This window comes from Rhizobium sp. RHZ02, from assembly GCF_014851575.1.
Classification (GTDB): Bacteria; Pseudomonadota; Alphaproteobacteria; order Rhizobiales; family Rhizobiaceae; genus Rhizobium; species Rhizobium altiplani.
Map to the genome: position 1 here is coordinate 235371 of NZ_JACUZX010000006.1, position 17034 is coordinate 252404.

Annotated in this window: 11 protein-coding genes and 2 pseudogenes; 5 read left to right on the top strand and 8 right to left on the bottom strand. The window is 62.3% G+C overall.

The features are described from left to right. Positions 1-181: 181 nt before the first annotated feature. From IB244_RS13060 to IB244_RS13075, 5 genes and pseudogenes are all read left to right on the top strand, one after another. Positions 182-1445: pseudogene (locus IB244_RS13060) on the top strand (sigma-54-dependent transcriptional regulator); the annotation flags it as partial. Between the two features lie 65 nt (positions 1446-1510). Next, positions 1511-1735: pseudogene (locus tag IB244_RS33080) on the top strand (helix-turn-helix domain-containing protein); the annotation flags it as partial. Positions 1736-1913: 178 nt separating this feature from the next. Beyond that, positions 1914-3806 carry a DUF882 domain-containing protein gene (locus IB244_RS13065; RefSeq protein WP_192304430.1) on the top strand — a complete coding sequence of 631 codons (1893 nt, stop codon included), beginning with the start codon at positions 1914-1916 and terminating at the stop codon, positions 3804-3806. 170 nt (positions 3807-3976) lie between these two features. Beyond that, positions 3977-4885 (top strand): LysR family transcriptional regulator, encoded by a 909-nt coding sequence (locus IB244_RS13070; protein ID WP_113471945.1) that lies wholly within the window; start codon positions 3977-3979, stop codon positions 4883-4885. 59 nt (positions 4886-4944) lie between these two features. After that, a complete protein-coding gene (locus IB244_RS13075) occupies positions 4945-6051 on the top strand; it encodes an HPP family protein (RefSeq protein ID WP_192304432.1) in 1107 nt (368 codons plus the stop codon). 7 nt (positions 6052-6058) lie between these two features. Here IB244_RS13075 and IB244_RS13080 read toward each other — a convergent pair whose 3' ends face one another. The 8 genes from IB244_RS13080 to IB244_RS13115 form a co-directional block, all read right to left on the bottom strand. After that, positions 6059-6376, bottom strand: a complete 318-nt coding sequence (locus IB244_RS13080) for a hypothetical protein (RefSeq protein WP_192304433.1) — start codon at positions 6374-6376, stop codon at positions 6059-6061. Then, on the bottom strand, positions 6376-7872 hold the full coding sequence (gene cysG / locus IB244_RS13085; protein WP_192304436.1) for a siroheme synthase CysG: 1497 nt from the start codon (positions 7870-7872) through the stop codon (positions 6376-6378). Before cysG ends, IB244_RS13080 begins: the two co-directional genes overlap by 1 nt. Further along, on the bottom strand, positions 7844-10501 hold the full coding sequence (locus tag IB244_RS13090; RefSeq protein ID WP_113471950.1) for a nitrate reductase: 2658 nt from the start codon (positions 10499-10501) through the stop codon (positions 7844-7846). The genes cysG and IB244_RS13090 overlap by 29 nt, the downstream gene beginning before the upstream one ends. Then, entirely contained in the window at positions 10501-10830 is a 330-nt protein-coding gene (nirD, locus tag IB244_RS13095; protein WP_018860287.1) for a nitrite reductase small subunit NirD, read from the bottom strand. Before nirD ends, IB244_RS13090 begins: the two co-directional genes overlap by 1 nt. 10 nt (positions 10831-10840) lie before the next feature. Continuing rightward, entirely contained in the window at positions 10841-13291 is a 2451-nt protein-coding gene (nirB, locus tag IB244_RS13100) for a nitrite reductase large subunit NirB (RefSeq protein WP_018860288.1), read from the bottom strand. 17 nt (positions 13292-13308) lie between these two features. Next, the gene (locus IB244_RS13105) at positions 13309-14571 is read right to left on the bottom strand and encodes an MFS transporter (protein WP_025658044.1); all 1263 of its coding nucleotides are present in this window, start codon (positions 14569-14571) and stop codon (positions 13309-13311) included. 319 nt (positions 14572-14890) lie between these two features. After that, positions 14891-16105, bottom strand: a complete 1215-nt coding sequence (locus IB244_RS13110) for a CmpA/NrtA family ABC transporter substrate-binding protein (RefSeq protein WP_169682296.1) — start codon at positions 16103-16105, stop codon at positions 14891-14893. Further along, complete coding sequence (locus IB244_RS13115) at positions 16102-16719, bottom strand: ANTAR domain-containing response regulator (protein WP_192304438.1); 618 nt, start codon at positions 16717-16719, stop codon at positions 16102-16104. The genes IB244_RS13110 and IB244_RS13115 overlap by 4 nt, the downstream gene beginning before the upstream one ends. Positions 16720-17034 lie beyond the last annotated feature (315 nt).

The following is a 17034-nucleotide window of genomic DNA, read 5'->3' on the forward strand; positions in this document are numbered from 1 at the left end:
CAGGCTTGACTGTCTATGCCGCTAAAGGCTTGGCATCAAGGGGCTTTCGCCTGCCCACAAGCTCCGTTTCGGGTCGGATTCGGCCTCGTCACAAACGTTAAAATGCAATTGTTTCTCAAAACTGGATGTTCAAGCCTTTCTGCCAAAGTGCCTCTCAGGTTTCGCATGAAGTGAGGCAGCAATGACCGGTTACCATGAGCTCAAGGGTGCAGCGCAGATACTCGTCGTCGAGGACGACCCGATCCAGCGTCGACTGCTCAAGAACGCGATAGAGCGTCACGGCCACGTCGTCCATCAGGCGGAAAACGGCCGGATCGGGCTGGAGATGGTGAAGAGAGGCAGCGGCCTCTATAATGTCATCGTTCTCGACCTGATGATGCCGGAGATGACGGGCCTCGAATTCCTCGAGGCACTGCACGAATTCGGCACGCATGTTCCGGTGATTGTCCAGACAGGGCAGGGCGGTATCGAGACCGTGGTGCAGGCAATGCGCGCCGGCGCCTTCGATTTCGTCGTCAAGCCGGTCTCTCCGGAGCGGATTGCCAATTCGATCTCCAACGCCCTGAAGCTCGACCAGCGCGAGGTCAAGGCACGCGCCGGCCGCCGATCGCGCTCCGGCGCCGTCGGCTTCGATGACATCGTTTCGGCCAGCCCGGCAATGCTCCGCGTCATCGATCTGGCGCAGCGCGCAGCGCAGTCGAACATTCCTGTCGTGCTTGAAGGCGAGTCCGGCGTCGGCAAGGAACTGGTCGCCCGTGCGATCCAGTCCGGCAGCGACCGTTCCGGCAAGCCATTCGTCACGGTCAATTGCGGCGCCATTCCGCACAATCTGGTCGAAAGCATTCTCTTCGGCCACGAAAAGGGCGCCTTCACCGGTGCCACCGAAAAGCATATCGGCAAGTTCATGGAAGCCGATGGCGGCACCATCTTCCTCGATGAGATCGGCGACCTGCCGCTCGAGGTTCAAGTCAAGCTGCTGCGCGCCGTCCAGCAGGGGGAAATTGAGACCGTTGGCGCGCGCACTGCGCACAAGGTCAATGTCCGGCTGATTTCGGCGACAAACAAGGATCTGATCGAAGAGGTCAAGAACGGCCACTTCCGCGAGGACCTCTACTATCGCCTGAATGTCTTCCCGATCACCATTCCCGCGCTCCGCAAGCGAAAGGAAGACATTCCGCATCTCGTGCGCGTCTTCACCGAGCGCTTCTCGAGCGAGCAGAAGAACGGCCGTCGTATGTCGGTTAGCTCCGGTGCATTGGCTTTGCTCACAGCCTATGACTGGCCGGGCAATATCCGCCAGCTCGAGAACGCGATTTTCCGCGCGGTGGTCCTCGCCGAAGGCGGTGAGCTGACCGAAGCGGATTTCCCGCAGATTGCGGCACAGCTGCCCGAATACGAGGTCGTTGATCATTTGGCGCTGGTCGCCGACAACACGCGTGTCGATCGACAAAACGACTTTTCAGCCACCGATTATCCGGCCCATCAGGCCAGCGTCGAAGAGGCGGTTGCACGAATCACGGAGGCGCCCGACAACGCAATTGCGAGCACAAACCCTGCCGGGGATGTGCGCAAGCTCGCGGATGTGGAGGAAGAACTGATCCGATTCGCCCTTAAATTCTATCGGGGGCAGATGAGTCAAGTGGCTCGGAAATTGGGTATCGGAAGGTCCACATTGTACCGGAAACTCAAGGATTACGGCATAGACCCCGACAATCCGCTGAAGGACGCGGCATAGGTTTTCTAATTAACACTCCGGCAATCATCTTTTGTTACGAAACATAAACCACTTGTTAGTGGGCTGTTCACTATGTAAAGAAAAGGTTGAACGCGTGTGGCATTTTTGCCATCGTGTGACCGCATTTAACAGTCAACGGTGTCAAAGAGGGACCATCGGCTGTCTGACGGGGATTGAGTTGCCGGATCTGAATCGGAATACGAGACCTTCGCGCTTGAACTGGCGCACAAGGTCCACGGGCCTTTGCGGAAAGGTGTTTAGGACGGCTATGGCCGCCCTTCTCGCACTCGCCGTTTCGTCGCCTGTTCTAGTCAGTTCGCCTTCCGAGGCGGCAGGCGAAACGCGTAGTCTCAAACTCTATTTCGTCCATACCGGCGAAAAAGCCGTCATCACCTACAAGCGCAACGGCCGGTTTGACCCGAAGGGTCTCCAGCAACTGAACCGGTTCCTTCGCGACTGGCGTAAGAACCAGCCGACGAACATGGACCCGCGCCTTTTCGACCTCATCTGGGAAGTCTACCGTCAGAGCGGCTCGCGCGACTACATCAACGTCGTCTGCGGCTTCCGTTCTCCGGCCACCAACGCCATGCTGAAGTCGCGTTCGCGCAATTCCGGCGTCGCCGAGAAGAGCCAGCATATGCTTGGCAAGGCGATGGATTTCTTCATTCCCGACGTCAAACTGGCCACTTTGCGCGGCATCGGCATGAAAATGCAGGTCGGCGGCGTTGGATTCTATCCGAAATCCGGCTCTCCCTTCGTCCACATGGACGTCGGCGGCGTCCGCGCCTGGCCGCGCATGAGCCGCGAAGAACTGGTCCGGCTCTTCCCCAACGGCAACACGATGCACATCCCATCGGATGGCCGTCCGCTGCCGGGCTACGAGCAGGCGGTGGCCGATTACAAGCGTCGCGTGAGCTCGACGCAGGTGCAGATGGCAAGCTCCGGCGCCTATTCGGGCTCGTCGGTCGGCGATCAGCCAAAGCATAAGACGCTGTTTGCAGCCCTGTTTGGAGGCGGCGCCGACGAGGCCGAAGACAGCTCCGATGATGATAGCAGCGCAGCAGTGGCGGTCGCGAAGGCGACGCCGCCAGCGGCTAACATGCCGAACGCCGCCAATCCCGGCGAGCAAGCGCCCGCGCAGGCTACTGAAGTCGCAAGTGTAAACGCGCCGATTCCGCAGGTGCGTCCGGCGTTCGCCAATCAGCCAGGCGGTAGCGAGATGGCCAGCGCCCTCGTCGCTCCGCAATCCGGAAATGCAGCGCAGCAAGCCCTTTCCGCTGTGACCGAGCAAGGTCAGCAGCAGTTCGCGGATCTCAGCGCCTACAGCGTACCGGTTCCTTCCCTACTCGGACCGCGCCGCTCTCCAGGAGACGCGGAAGTCGCCTCGGCTGATCCATCTGCGATGACGGGGAATCTCGCAGCGGTTCCGACGCCGGGTGAACGACCGGCGCTTGCCGAAAAGCTTCTGGCCGCGGCGAGTGCCGATGCCGAAGCTGAGGACGACATGGTGGACCAGGAAGATACGCTTTCTCCGGCCGTTGCCGATGCCCTCGACCAGCAAAATGTTGATGGCGATCGTCAAGTCGCATCCAACCAGGCGCCGGTCACGAGCGTCGAGCAGGCTGTTAACGCGGCAATGCCGCAAAAGGTTCCGGGCGAAAGGCCGCAATTGCAGCTTGCCGCTCTGGTGCCGGCGACGAAGTCCGCAAGCTTCGGCGATGCGTTCGATGCACCGAAGCCGACCGATGCGAATGGACTGTCGCAGGGCCTGCCGACCAAGGGCGGCCGCCCGACGAAGCATGAGGCGGCAGAGGCCGACGCCAGCCGCGCAACGGTTCGCACCGAGCCGAAGCTGACGCAGAAGATCATCTCGCAGTGGGCGCTCACCAATGCCCGCATGGAAATGGTCACCAAGCCGGTCAAGGCGCCTCGCTTCGTCAGCCAGACGCTTCGTGCCCAGCCGACCGCGGTCTATGCCGAGGGCTTCACGAAGACAGCCTCCATCGATCCGGGCCGCTTCAGCGGCACTGCGGTCAACTTCATGGAAGTGCGGAAGTTCGACTCGAACTAAGTCGGACAGAACAAGAATTTCGAAGAGCCGTCGGAGCAATCCGGCGGCTCTTTTGTTTTCCGGGCCAGGGCGGAAAAATCGGGCAACGCGGTCACATCCCAGAAAGAGCGGTTGATTTTCGTTTCCATTTAGAGAATAAAGCGCCTCCCGTATTCTTTTCGAGCGAATATATGGATCTGTCGTCAATTGAAATCTTCAAGGCAGTCGCGGCGCATTCCAGCGTCACGAAGGCGGCGGCCGCAGTGGGGCGTGTGCCGTCGAACGTCACGACGCGCGTCCAGCAGCTCGAAGAGGATCTTGGGGTGGCGCTGTTTTCTCGAGACGGCAAAAAGATGTCGTTGACGCGCGAAGGCACGATCTTTCTATCCTATGCGACACGTCTTGCCGATCTGGCCGTGGAAGCAAAGCAGGCCGTGCGGCCGCTGGCTGCATCGGGCGTGATGCGCGTCGGAACGATGGAAAGCACGGCCGCGAGCCGACTCCCCGACGTCATCAGGCGGTTCGGGTCGCTGTGGCCCGACGTTTCCCTGCAATTGACGATGGGGGCGACACGGGAGCTCATGCAGAGCGTGCTCGCCGAAGAGCTGGATTGCGCGTTGATCGCGCGGCCGCCGCAGACGTCGCTGGACGAGACGCGCTATGCCGATCTCGACCTCGGCCGGTTTGAAGCGCGGCGGATCTATCTCGAGGATCTGATCCTCGTCCTTCCGCCGAAGCATCCCGAGGTGAAAGCCGCAGCCGATCTGCGTGTCGGGACGCTCGCCGTGATGGAACCAGGCTGCACCTATCGGCGCATGGCCGAGGAGTGGGCTGAGGACGCCGCTTCGCCGCGCACGCTCGAGCTCGGCTCCTATCATGCGATCCTCGCCAGCATTGTCGCCGGCAACGCCTTCGGCGTCATGCCGCGCTCCGTCTACGACCTTCTGCGCTGGCCCGCCGATATCGTCACCCGCGATATTGGCGCAGTGGAGACCTTTCTCGTTCGCCGCAAGGGTGACCGATCGGACGCGTTCGAGGCTTTTCACGATGTCCTCATTGCCTCGAGGGGCAGGGACGGCCTCTCACCTCCAAGCGGCTGACCTCTGCGCGCAACCTTCTTGCAACCCGCACGCTTCGTTTCACAAACTGTCGGTTCGTCATGTCAGATTCCAGCACTCCCAAGGCCTTCGGCCGCCGCTTGTTTTCGCCGATCCTCGCCGGCGCCACGCTGCGTGAGCGCATGCTTGCCTGCCTTGGCGCGCTGATTGCGATCGCGCTGACAGGCATGGTCTGTGGCTACTTTTTCGGCCAGGGCCCGCACCTGCCGCTGATTGTCGCGCCGATGGGGGCTTCGGCCGTGCTGCTTTTCGCCGTGCCGGCAAGTCCGCTGGCACAGCCCTGGTCGATCATTGGTGGCAACACGATCTCCGCCATGATGGGCATTCTCGCCGCACACTTCATTCACGAACCGATCATCGCGATCGGCGTCGGCGTCTCGTTGGCGATCGGCGCCATGTCGTTCACCCGCTGCCTTCACCCGCCGGGTGGCGCCGCGGCGCTGACCGCCGTGCTGGGCGGCCCGGCGGTAGCGAGCTGGGGGCTGCTTTTCCCCTTTGTGCCGGTGGCGCTGAATTCCTGCATCCTGGTGGCGCTCGGCATTGTTTTCCATAAACTGGGACGGCGAAACTATCCGCACGTCGCCGTGCCGGCGCCGGTCAATACGCATCAGACGATCGATCCGCCGTCCGTGACACGGATAGGCTTCCGCGAGGAAGACGTCGACGCGGCGCTGGCGAAGTTCGAGGAAACGTTCGATATCGATCGTGGTGACTTGAGCCGCTTGCTGCGGCAGGTCGAGGTAGAGGCTGCCGTTCGTTCCCATGGCACCGTCAGCTGCGCCGATATCATGTCGCGTGATGTGATTGCGGTCGGGGAGAATGCCACGGCGGAGGATGCGCGCGCGCTGCTTTTGAAGCACAACATCCGCACGCTGCCCGTTAAGGATGGCAGTGGGCGATTGATCGGCACGGTCGGGCTGCGCGAATTGATGCAGGCCGAGCAGGTTGCCGGCCATATCGTGACGGCGGCAACCGCTCCTCCAGATGCGCCGGCCGTCAGTCTGTTGCCCGTCTTGACGGACGGGCGCACCCACGCCGTTGTCATCGTCGATCCCACCGGCCATGTCGTCGGGCTCATCTCGCAGACGGACCTGCTAAGCGCCACGGCCCACATGCTGCCGGAACGGACGGCGCGGATCGCGGCCTGAATGGCGGCTAGAAGAGAGTGGGCGGTCCGAACTGCAGGTATGCGGCTAGACTAAGCGCGGAAAGCGAGATGGCAAACGGCGGCGCCGGCGTGCGCATCGTCCAGCCGAGAAGCAGGCCTAGCGCCGCGATCAGCATGCCGAGCCATGGTCCGTTGCCGGCGAAGGCCAATCCGAGAGCGGAAAGGCTGACGGCGCTGGCGATCATGGTCAGCGGCGCAGTTGCCACCGCGGCCTGTGTTTCGCCGCGAAAGATGCTGCAGAAGCGCGGCCAGCTCAAGGCAATGGCAAGAACGAGGAGGGCGGGGGCGATCTTGTGGAGTTGCATCAGCGCGCACCCATGACCAAACGATGATCACCGTCGAAACCGTTCGTGTCGCGAACATTCAGGCGTGCTGCAAGCGCACTGCCGACCGCAATCAGTACCGGATTGTCGTAGCCGATCGCCGCAATTCCCTCAGGGATGGTTGCGAGCGTGCCGCTCCAGTCACGTTCGGTCGAACGGCTCACGTCGCTGATGATGATGGCCGGCGTTTCCGGCGGCAGGCCTTCCTCGATCAACCGGTCGGCGATGAGCGGTGCCGTCCTGCCACCCATGTAGAAGACAGCTGTGGTGTGGCGATCGGCGACAGCGGCCCAGTCGACATCGATCGGCAGGCCGCCATGACGAGAATGGCCGGTGATGAAGCGGACGGATTGGGCATGGTCGCGATGCGTCAGCGAAATCCCGAGGCGGGAGGCCATGGCGCTTGCGGCTGTTATGCCGGGGATGACATCGACGGGGATGTTTTCGCGATCGAGATGGGCAATCTCTTCGCCGGCGCGGCCGAAGATCATCGGATCGCCGGACTTCAGTCGTACGACCCGCTTGCCTGATTTGGCGAGCTTCACCATCATGGCGTTGATGTCTTCCTGGCGGCAGCTTGTGCGGCCACCGCGCTTGCCAACCAACATGCGCTTGGCTTCTCGCCGGGCAAGCTCCAGAACCTCTGAAGAAACCAGGTCGTCGAAGAGGATCACGTCTGCGGCTTGCAGGGCGCGGACGGCCTTCAACGTCAGAAGCTCCGCATCACCCGGGCCGGCGCCGACCAGCGTCACGCGACCGCGCGAGGAGTGGGCGGGCGCTTCCCGAAGCCTGTCGGCCTCCTCGAGAAGCAGCCCGCCGACGCCCTCCTCCGGCGTATCCGAACTTGAAAAGGCGCGATCGACAAATCGCTCCCAAAAGGCGCGGCGGAGCGGGCCGGGAGTCAGTCGTTCATTGACCCGGTCGCGCAATGTCTGAGCGAGTTCAGCCCAACCCTTCAGTGTCCAAGGCAGCAATGTCTCGATGCGACGCCGGATCGCCTGGGCGAGGATCGGGGCGGCGCCATCCGTCGAGATCGAGACGACGACGGGTGAGCGGTTGACGATGGAGCCGAACTGGAACTGGCAGAAGGCAGGCTTGTCTATGACGTTGACTGGGACGCCGGCCATGCGGGCGGCGTCGAAGAAGGCTTTCGCCTCGTCCTCTTCCTCACAGTCGGCGATGGCGATGGCCGCGCCGGCGAAGATGGTTTCATTCCAGCCATGGCAGTGACGGACGAAACTGCCCCGAGGATGCTCGGCGCCGCGCGAGATCAGCTTCTCGAAAGTGTCGGAAACCGCGTCGGCGTAGACATGCACCTCCGCGCCGCAGGCAGCGAGAAGCTCGGCTTTCCAGGCGGCGGCATCGGATCCGCCGGCGACGATCACGCGCTTGGATTCAAGTGCCCAGAACACCGGCAGCTTGGCAAGCGGTTCCATGCGGGCGGGTGCTTCATTCCGCGGCTGCTGCAAGACATCCATCGATGATCCCCCTGATTTCGGCGCGGCACGAGCCGCAGTTGGTTCCGGCATTGAGTTCCTTGCCGACGGCTTCGACGCTGTGGCAGCCGCCGCGTACAGCGGCGACGATCTGGTTGACGCCGACGCCGAAGCAGGAGCAGACGGTGGCACCCGGATCGGGCTTGTCTGCGCCCGGGCGACCGGCAACGAGAGCGAAGCGCTTGCGCAGATTGGTGTGCTCGGCGGTGAGCTGAGAGATCGCCCAGTTGCGCGCAACAGCCACCGGTTCGCGCGCCAGGAACAAGGCGGCAAGCAGTCGCTGGCCGCCAAAGAAGGCAAGCCTCAGATCGCCGGATTGCTGGTCGGCGTAACCAAGCGGCTCGACGCCCTCGGGAATAGCGAAGGTGCTGCGGCACCACGTGCACCAGTCCTCGACCGGCTGGTCGAAGGCGAGCTCCACTCGCCAGCCGCCTTCGGCCTTTGCCAGCGCCCAATAGGCGGCATCGAGGTGATCAGGCTTGGCTGCGGAAACGGCAAAGCCGTAGCGCGCCGCTTTGAAGCGTCGAGCAGCAACCGCACCATTCTTCGATGCCGGCTGGCCGGAGATTGCGTCGGTCAAGGGTGCGACGACGGCGTCGATGCGTGCCTTCGCGGCGAACTGATCGTTCCAGTGCATCGGTACGAAAATGCTGCCGCGCGCCTGGCGCTCGGTGATCAGGGCGCGAACCAGGGCTTTGCCGTGAGGGCTTTCGATTTCGACGAGGCCGGCATTGCCGACGCGGATCTCGATGGCGTCGCGCGGATGAAGCTCTGCGAAGGGCTCGGCGATGTGCGAGGAGAGCCGCGCACTTTTGCCCGTCCGGGTCATCGTGTGCCACTGGTCGCGGATACGGCCGGTGTTCAGTGTGAAGGGATAGTCGGCGCTGGTGCGATCCGAGGCGACCGGTTCGACGGCGATGAAACGTGCCTTGCCGTCGGCGTGGTAGAAGCCGCCCTTGGCGAAGAAGCGGGTCTCGGTCGCGTTGTGGCCTGCGGGCTGTGGCCACTGGAAAGGGGGGAGTTCGTCGTACGACTGACGGTTCAAGCCGACGTATGCGCCGATATCAAAGTCGCGACGGCCGTTGTTCTCGAAGGCGGAGAGAGCGGCGTGCTCGTCGAAGATTTCGGCATTGGAGCTGAAGTCGAAGGCTTGGGCAAAATCCATGCGACGCGCCACTTCGGCAAGCTGCCACCAGTCGGCGCGGGCCTCTCCCGGTGCATCGAGGAAGGGGCGCTGGCGGGAGATGCGGCGCTCGGAGTTGGTGACAGTGCCGCTCTTCTCACCCCAGCCGAGCGAGGGCAGAAGGACATGGGCGTGACGGGCGGTGTCTGTGCTTTTCAGGACATCGGAGACCACGACGAAGGGACAAGCCTTGATGGCGGCCTCGACGGCGTCGGCATCCGGCATGGAAACAACCGGGTTGGTCGCCATGATCCAGAGCGCCTTGATGCGGCCGTCGGCGACAGCCCTGAACATGTCGACGGCCTTCAGGCCCGGCTTTTGCGCAATGGCCGGCGCATTCCAGAAGCGCTGGACACGGTCGCGGTCCTCGGCATTTTCGATGGCCATGTGGGCGGCAAGCATGTTGGCAAGCCCACCGACTTCGCGGCCACCCATCGCATTCGGCTGGCCGGTGAGCGAGAACGGGCCCATGCCCGGCCGGCCGATGCGGCCGGTGGCGAGATGACAGTTGATGATGGCGTTGACCTTGTCGGTGCCAGATGAGGACTGGTTGACGCCCTGGCTGTAGCAGGTGACGACCTTCTCGGTCGTGGCAAAGAGGCGGTAGAATTCGCGAAGCTGCATGGCCGGCAGGCCGGTCATATCAAGCACCTCGTTGAAGGAGACGCCTGTGGCAGCCGTAAAGGCCTCCGCAAAGCCGTTGGTATGTTCGGCGACGTAGTTCTGGTCGATGGCGTTGCTTGCGATCAGGTGTTCGAAAAGGCCGACGAAAAGGGCAACATCGCTGTCCGGGCGGATGGCGAGATGCAGGTCGGCGATATCTGATGTCATCGTCCGCCGCGGATCGATGACGACGACCTTCATGCCGGGGCGCGCGGCCTTGGCCGCCGCCAGCCGCTGGTAGATGACCGGGTGGCACCAGGCGAGGTTCGAGCCGGTGAGGATCACCAGATCGGCAAGCTCGATGTCTTCGTAGGTACCCGGCACTGTGTCCGAGCCGAAGGCGCGGCGGTGACCGGCGACGGAGGACGACATACAGAGCCGCGAATTGGTGTCGATGTTGGCCGAACCGATGAAGCCCTTCATCAGCTTGTTGGCGATATAGTAGTCCTCGGTCAGCAGCTGGCCGGACACATAGAAAGCAACGGAATCGGGGCCGTGCTCGGCGATGGCATCGGAAAATCGTTGCGCGACGAGGTCAAGCGCCTGTCCCCATTCCGCCCGCTCCCCCGCAATTTCCGGATGGAGGATGCGCCCGTCGAGATCGACGGTTTCTCCGAGCGCCGAGCCCTTCGAGCACAGCCGCCCGAAGTTGGAGGGATGGTCCGGGTCGCCCTTGACGGACACCTTGCCGTCTTCCGCGAGCTTGGCGATGACGCCGCAGCCGACACCGCAATAGGGACAGGTTGTCTTGACCTCTTTCTGCATCATTCGGCTGCCATCATCAGGCTTTCGAGCGCGATGTAGAGGGCGCCGTCCTCGTTGCGGACGGGAATGGTCCGCACTTCGCCCTCATCGGCGCCGAGCGCCTTGCCGGTTTCGAGCGAGATCACCCAGTTGTGCAACGGGCAGGTGACTGCCTTGGCATGGACGATGCCCTGGGAGAGCGGCCCGCCCTTGTGCGGGCAGTGGTCCTCGATGGCGAAGACCTCGTTTTCGGCCGTTCGGAAGACGGCGATCTTTCCCTGGGGTGTCTTCACGCAGCGAGCGCCCCGCAGCGGAATGTCGGAGATGTCGCCGATTGAAATCCAGTTCATATCAATCTCCTTACTCAGCGGCCTGCGGGTAACCGATGGTCGCCATCGGCTTGAACTCATGCTTGTCCTTGCCGGAGACGCGCTCCGACCAGGGATCGACCTGGGCGAATTTCTGGGAGAAGACGAAGCGATCGTAGTAAGCCTCGCGCTTGTCGGCGTCGCCCATGATCTGGCGGCGTATTTCCTCCAAGCCGACGCGCTTTGCCCACTTGTAGATGCGCTCGAGATAGCGGGCCTGCTCGCGATACATCTGTGTCAGCGCCACGATATGCTCCAGCGCCTCGTCCTCGGTCCTGACGAGGCCGAGGACCTCCGTGCCCTTGATGTCGAGGCCGGCGGCGCCGGCGAAGTGGATCTCGAAACCCGAGTCGACGCAGATGACGCCTATATCCTTGCAGGTCGCTTCGGCGCAGTTGCGCGGGCAGCCGGAGACGGCGAGCTTCAGCTTCGCCGGCGTCCAGGAGCCCCACATGAACTTCTCGATGCGGATACCGAGGCCGGTGGAGTCCTGCGTGCCGAAGCGGCACCAATCGGAGCCGACGCAGGTCTTCACCGTGCGCAGGCCCTTGGCATAGGCCTGTCCGGAAACAAATCCTGCCTTGCCGAGATCGGCCCAGACAGCCGGCAGGTCTTCCTTCTCGATGCCGAGCAGGTCGATGCGCTGGCCGCCCGTCACCTTCACCATCGGGATTTCGAACTTGTCGACGACATCAGCGATGGCGCGCAGTTCGTTGGAGTTCGTCACGCCGCCCCACATGCGCGGAACGACGGAATAGGTGCCGTCCTTCTGGATGTTGGCGTGGACGCGTTCGTTGATGAAGCGCGACTGGTAGTCGTCGGCATATTCGTCCGGCCAGTCGCAGACGAGGTAGTAGTTGAGAGCCGGGCGACACTTGGCGCAACCGCACGACGTCTTCCATTCGAGCTCCTGCATGACGGCAGGGATGCTCTTCAGACCCTTGGCCTTGATGAGGCGGCGGACGTCGTCATGGCTGAGTTCGGTGCAGGTGCACATCGGCGTGACGGCGGCCGGGTTGTAGCTGTCGCCAAGCGTCAGCGTCATCAGCTTTTCAACGAGGCCGGTGCAGGAGCCGCAGGAGGCGGACGCCTTGGTGTGGGCGCGCACGTCGTCCAGTGACGTCAGGCCTTTGGACGTGATCGTCGACGTGATCTTGCCCTTGCATACGCCGTTGCAGCCACAGATTTCCGCGTCATCCGGCAAGGCTGCAACGGCCGCCATAGGGTCCAGCGGCGACCCTCCCTGGTAGGCCTGACCAAAGATCAGCGTTTCGCGCATTTCCTTGATATCGGTCTGTTTCTTTTTCAGATCGTTGAACCAGGCGCCGTCGGCGGTTTCGCCGTAGAGCACGGTGCCGATGATCCTGTTGTCCTTCAACACGAGGCGCTTATAGACGCCGGCTGAGGCGTCGCGCAGCACGATTTCCTCTCGGTCGTCGCCATCGGCGAAGTCACCGAGCGAGAAGAGCTCGATGCCTGTCACTTTGAGCTTGGTCGGCGTGTCGGAATGCACGAAGGCAGCGGAACGGTCGCCGGATAGATGCGAGGCGGCGACGCGGGCCATCTCGTAAAGCGGAGCGACAAGGCCGTAGACCATGCCGCCGACTTCGGCGCATTCGCCGAGCGCCATGATGCTGCCGTCCGAGGTCAGCATGCCGTCATCGACGACGATGCCGCGGTTGACGGCAATGCCGGCGTCCTTGGCGAGCCCAACGCTCGGGCGGATGCCGACCGCCATGACGACGAGGGTCGCCGGAATGATACGGCCGTCGTCGAGCTCGATGCCCTCGACCTTGCCGTTACCGATGATGGCCTTGGTATTGGCCTTGCAGATGACCTTGATGCCTCGCTCTTCCACTGCCTTCTGCAGGAGATAGCCGGCAGCAGGATCGAGCTGGCGCTCCATCAGTGTCGGCATGACATGCAGGACAGTGACGTCCATGCCGCGAGAGGCAAGGCCGGCCGCCGCTTCAAGGCCGAGCAGGCCGCCGCCGATGACGATCGCTTTCTCGCGAGACTGGGCGGCGAGCAGCATCGCCTGCACGTCGTCGAGGTCGCGATAGGTGATGACGCCGGGCAGATCCTTGCCGGGCACGGGAATGATGAAGGGCACGGAGCCGGTGGCGATCACCAGCTTGTCGTAGCTTTCCGTGACGCCGTGATCCGACGTGACCGTCTTGGCCGCACGGTCGATCTTGATGATCTTGTGGCCCTTGTAGAGGGTGATGCCGTGCTTGATGTACCATCCATCGCCGTGGATGATGATCTCTTCGTAGTCCTTTTCGCCGGACAGAACCGGCGAGAGCATGATGCGGTCGTAGTTGACGCGCGGCTCGGCGTTGAAGATCGTGACCTGATATTGGCCCGGCGTCCTTTCGAACAGGTGCTCGAGCATGCGCCCGGGCGCCATGCCGTTGCCGATGATGACAAGCTTCTCAGTCATGGTTTCAGGTCCTCAGATCAGGTGGCAGCGACGGCTTGGGCGGAGAGGCCACGGCGGTCGAGTTGCTTGACCGACAGGTGCATCCAGACCAGCGAAATGATCACGATCGCAAAGAGCAGCATGAAGCAGCTCGACCAGAGGCCGGTCATATCCTTGAGAAAGCCGAAGGCGATCGGCAGGATGAAGCCGCCAAGGCCGCCCATCATGCCGACGATGCCGCCAACGGCGCCGACGCTTTCAGGGTAGTAGGCCGGGATGTGCTTGTAGACGGCGGCCTTGCCGAGGCTCATGACGAAGCCGAGAGCGAAGATGACGACGATGAAGACCGCAGGCGTGATGCCGACCGTTGCGCTTGCGCCGGCAGCCGGGAGTGACAGGATGAGTGTCGCGACAGCTGCGACGGCGAACATCACATACATCACGCTGCGGGCGCCCTTCTTGTCGGAGACAACACCGCCGAACGCACGAAAGATGCTGCCCGGAATGGAATAAGCGGCTGCGACCATGCCAGCAGTTGCTAGATTGAAGCCGTAAACACCGACCAGATAGCGGGGCAGCCACAGCGACAGGGCAACGAAACCGCCGAAGGCGAAGAAGTAGTAGAGGGAGAAACGCCAGACCTGGACGTTTTTCAGCGGCGCGAATTCCTGTGCCAGGCTCTTGGAGGCAACCTTGCCCTCGCGGCGAAGGCGGAAGGCCGGATCATCCGTTGTGGTGAACCAGAAGACGATTGCCATTAATGCCAGGCCGACCGCCCAGATCTGAGCAACCGCCTGCCAGCCCCAGGCGATCAAGACGAAGGGTGCCGCGAATTTGGTCACTGCGGCGCCGACGTTGCCGGCACCGAAGATGCCGAGCGCCGTTCCCTGCTTTTGAGGCGGGAAGAAGGGCGAGACATAGGCGACGCCGACTGCGAAGGAGCCGCCGGCAAGGCCGACGCCGAGGCCGGCGATCAGCATCTGCGTGTAGGTCTGGGCATAGGAGAGGAGGAAGGTCGCCAGGGCAGCAGCCAGCATGGTGAGCGTGTAGACGAGGCGGCCGCCATAACGGCCGGTCCAGATGCCAAGGACGATACGGACAAGCGAACCGGTCAGAACGGGCGTGCCGACCAGCAATCCGAACTCGGCTTCGTTCAGGCCGAGATCCTGTTTGATGCGGATGCCGATGATCGCGAAGATCGTCCAGACGGCAAAACAGAGGGTGAAGGCAATCGTGGACATCCACAATGCTTTGGCTGGTTCGCCGGCGGACATGGACTGCGTGTTCCTGATAACAGACATGGCTTCTCCGGGGCCCGACAAGGTCGTGCCTATCCATCGCTAGGGGTTAAAAACAAAAAGCCGCTGGTCAGGGCGCGCTTTCACTAGACGTGCGCGAGATATCCTGATCAGCGGCTTTGCTGTGGGCGCCCGTCGTTGGACGCGGAATTCTTGGCCTGTTGGCCTGCTTATAACAAAGCAAGGGCCGTGCCAGTTTTAGTAAGCTATTGGTTTTGAATGAAAATCGTTGGTCGCGGAGATCCCGCGAACGTCTTCGGTGTCAACGCACGTGCAACAATCACTCTAAAATTTGTGCAATGCGTATAAAATAAGCACGTGCTCAGCGGCGAGCTTGGCTCGCGATATAGCTGTCGACGTCATCGGGATCGAACAGGCCGCCGTCGAAGAAGCCGTCCGGCCCAAGGGTTAGCGCGCCGCTCGAGCCGACGGGCGTCTCGACCTTGAGCGCACCCTCCACCTTCGAACTCGCCGCCGGCATCGAGACATCAAGCGCCTTCAAGGCGCTTCGGTAAATATCGGGCCTGTAGGTGTCGTTGGCGATCTGCTGGTTTTCTGCGGTATGCCGGATGTGCCCCCAGCGAACCATCTGCGTGTAGAACCACAAGGCGTGGCTCTTCCAAGGGAACGTCGCTGCCTTGGCATTGGGGACAAAGAAGTCCTTGATGCTCAGCGTCTCCTTCCCGCCAATGTGCAGCAGACCGGTCAATGCGGGTAGCAGACTTTCCAAAGGCCGATCGACATAGGCGGGCTTCGCGAGCAGCTTGGCAAGCTCCTCGTGATTGCGGATGTCGGCGCACCAGCGGGAGGCCGTGTAAAGCGCCCGCAGGAGGGCCGCGAGCGCTTCCGGATGCCCGTCGGCCCAGCGGCTGTTGACGCCAAGCACCTTTTCAGGGCTCGATTTCCAGATGGCGGCCTTCACCGTCGCCAGATGCGCGCGGTTATGGAGCACGCCGAGTGTGTTCCATGGCTCGCCGGCGCAGTAGCCGTCGATGAGGCCTGATGTCAGCGCGTCCGCCATATCGGGCGGAGGCAGGACGCCGATCTCCACATCCTTGTCGGGATCGATGCCGCTTGCGGAGAGCCAGTAGCGCAGCTCGTAGTTATGACCTGAATAGGGGTGGACGACTCCGAAGCGCAGACGCTCGCCGTTCCTGTTATCAATGACGCGCCGCAGGGCAAGGCCGCTCGCGTGGGCGTCGAGATCGGGCGAGGCACCGCATGCGGCCATCTCGCTCCAGACGTCGGCGGAGACAGTCACGGCATTGCCGCCAAGTCCAAGCGCCATCGGCACGATCATACGCGGCGCCGGCGCGGTCAGTCCGAGATTGCAGGCGATCGGCATGGGGCCGAGAATATGCGCCACGTCGAAATGGCTGACCGCAAGCCGGTCGCGAATCGTCGCCCATGAGCGTTCACGCACGAGCCTCAGCTCGATGTCCTGTTCCGCTGCAAAGCCCTTCTCCTTGGCGGCGACCAGAATTGCGCTGTCGAGAAGCGGCAGAAAGCCGGCGGTGATCTGATGTGTGCTCGTCATGCGTCGGTTCCCGGATCCAGAAGGCTCGCAGCCGTGATCAGGCTTTGGGCAATCTCGACGATTTTTCTATTCTGGTTCATGGCCGTTCGCCGCATGAGCGCATAGGCCTCATCTTCGCTCAGTCCACGGGATCGCATCAGAAATCCCTTCGCGCGGTCGATCAGCTTGCGGTTTTCCAGTTCGCCGCGCGTTTCCTCCAACTCGCGGTTCAGGCGCGAGAAGGCATTGAAACGGCTGATCGCCATCTTGAGGATCGGGCGGACACGCTCCTGCTTCAGACCGTCGACGATATAGGCGGAGACGCCGGCCTCGACGGCGGCCTCGATGGAGGCCTCGTCCGACTTGTCAACGAACATTGCAATGGGGCGCTTAACCGCGCGGGAAATCTGGAAGATGCTTTCCAGCATGTCGCGGTTCGGGTTCTCGAGGTCGATGACGATGACGTCGGGGTTGATCTCCGTGATACGCCTCGCGAGGCCGTTCATGTCGTCGATGATCGTGACGTTGTCGTAGCCTGCCTCCCGCAGGCCAACATCGATGATCGACGCGCGGATGCTGTTCTCGTCGATGACGAGCACGTTGAGGTCACCAGGCTTGGAAGAGCGGTTGGCCACGGGGTCTACCGCCGGTCGTCAGGGATTTGCGTCAGATGAGATAGCGTCGGCATTGATATCGCGAAAGGTGCCATGCTGCGGTTGTCTTGCCCTATGATCTCTGAGGCCAAGGTCGAAGTCCCTTGTGCGGCATTGAATGCGCGAACGACGCCTCAAAATCAAGCAATTTGTTTCAATGCTTATTCTATGAGCATTGGCGAGGGCGGCGGGCGCAGCGTTCCCACGCAAATTTGCACAGGGTTGAGCTTCCTACACTGCGTTACATATCACGATGGAGCCTGACATATCAGCGATACGTCGCGCAGACCAGATTAC

Coding starts and splice junctions, on each gene's coding strand:
- nirD (WP_018860287.1), bottom strand. CDS start 10,830: ATGAACTGGATTTCAATCGGCGACATCTCCGACATTCCGCTGCGGGGC.
- cysG (WP_192304436.1), bottom strand. CDS start 7,872: ATGGATGTCTTGCAGCAGCCGCGGAATGAAGCACCCGCCCGCATGGAA.
- IB244_RS13090 (WP_113471950.1), bottom strand. CDS start 10,501: ATGCAGAAAGAGGTCAAGACAACCTGTCCCTATTGCGGTGTCGGCTGC.
- IB244_RS13110 (WP_169682296.1), bottom strand. CDS start 16,105: ATGACGAGCACACATCAGATCACCGCCGGCTTTCTGCCGCTTCTCGAC.
- IB244_RS13105 (WP_025658044.1), bottom strand. CDS start 14,571: ATGTCTGTTATCAGGAACACGCAGTCCATGTCCGCCGGCGAACCAGCC.
- IB244_RS13080 (WP_192304433.1), bottom strand. CDS start 6,376: ATGCAACTCCACAAGATCGCCCCCGCCCTCCTCGTTCTTGCCATTGCC.
- IB244_RS13075 (WP_192304432.1), top strand. CDS start 4,945: ATGTCAGATTCCAGCACTCCCAAGGCCTTCGGCCGCCGCTTGTTTTCG.
- nirB (WP_018860288.1), bottom strand. CDS start 13,291: ATGACTGAGAAGCTTGTCATCATCGGCAACGGCATGGCGCCCGGGCGC.
- IB244_RS13070 (WP_113471945.1), top strand. CDS start 3,977: ATGGATCTGTCGTCAATTGAAATCTTCAAGGCAGTCGCGGCGCATTCC.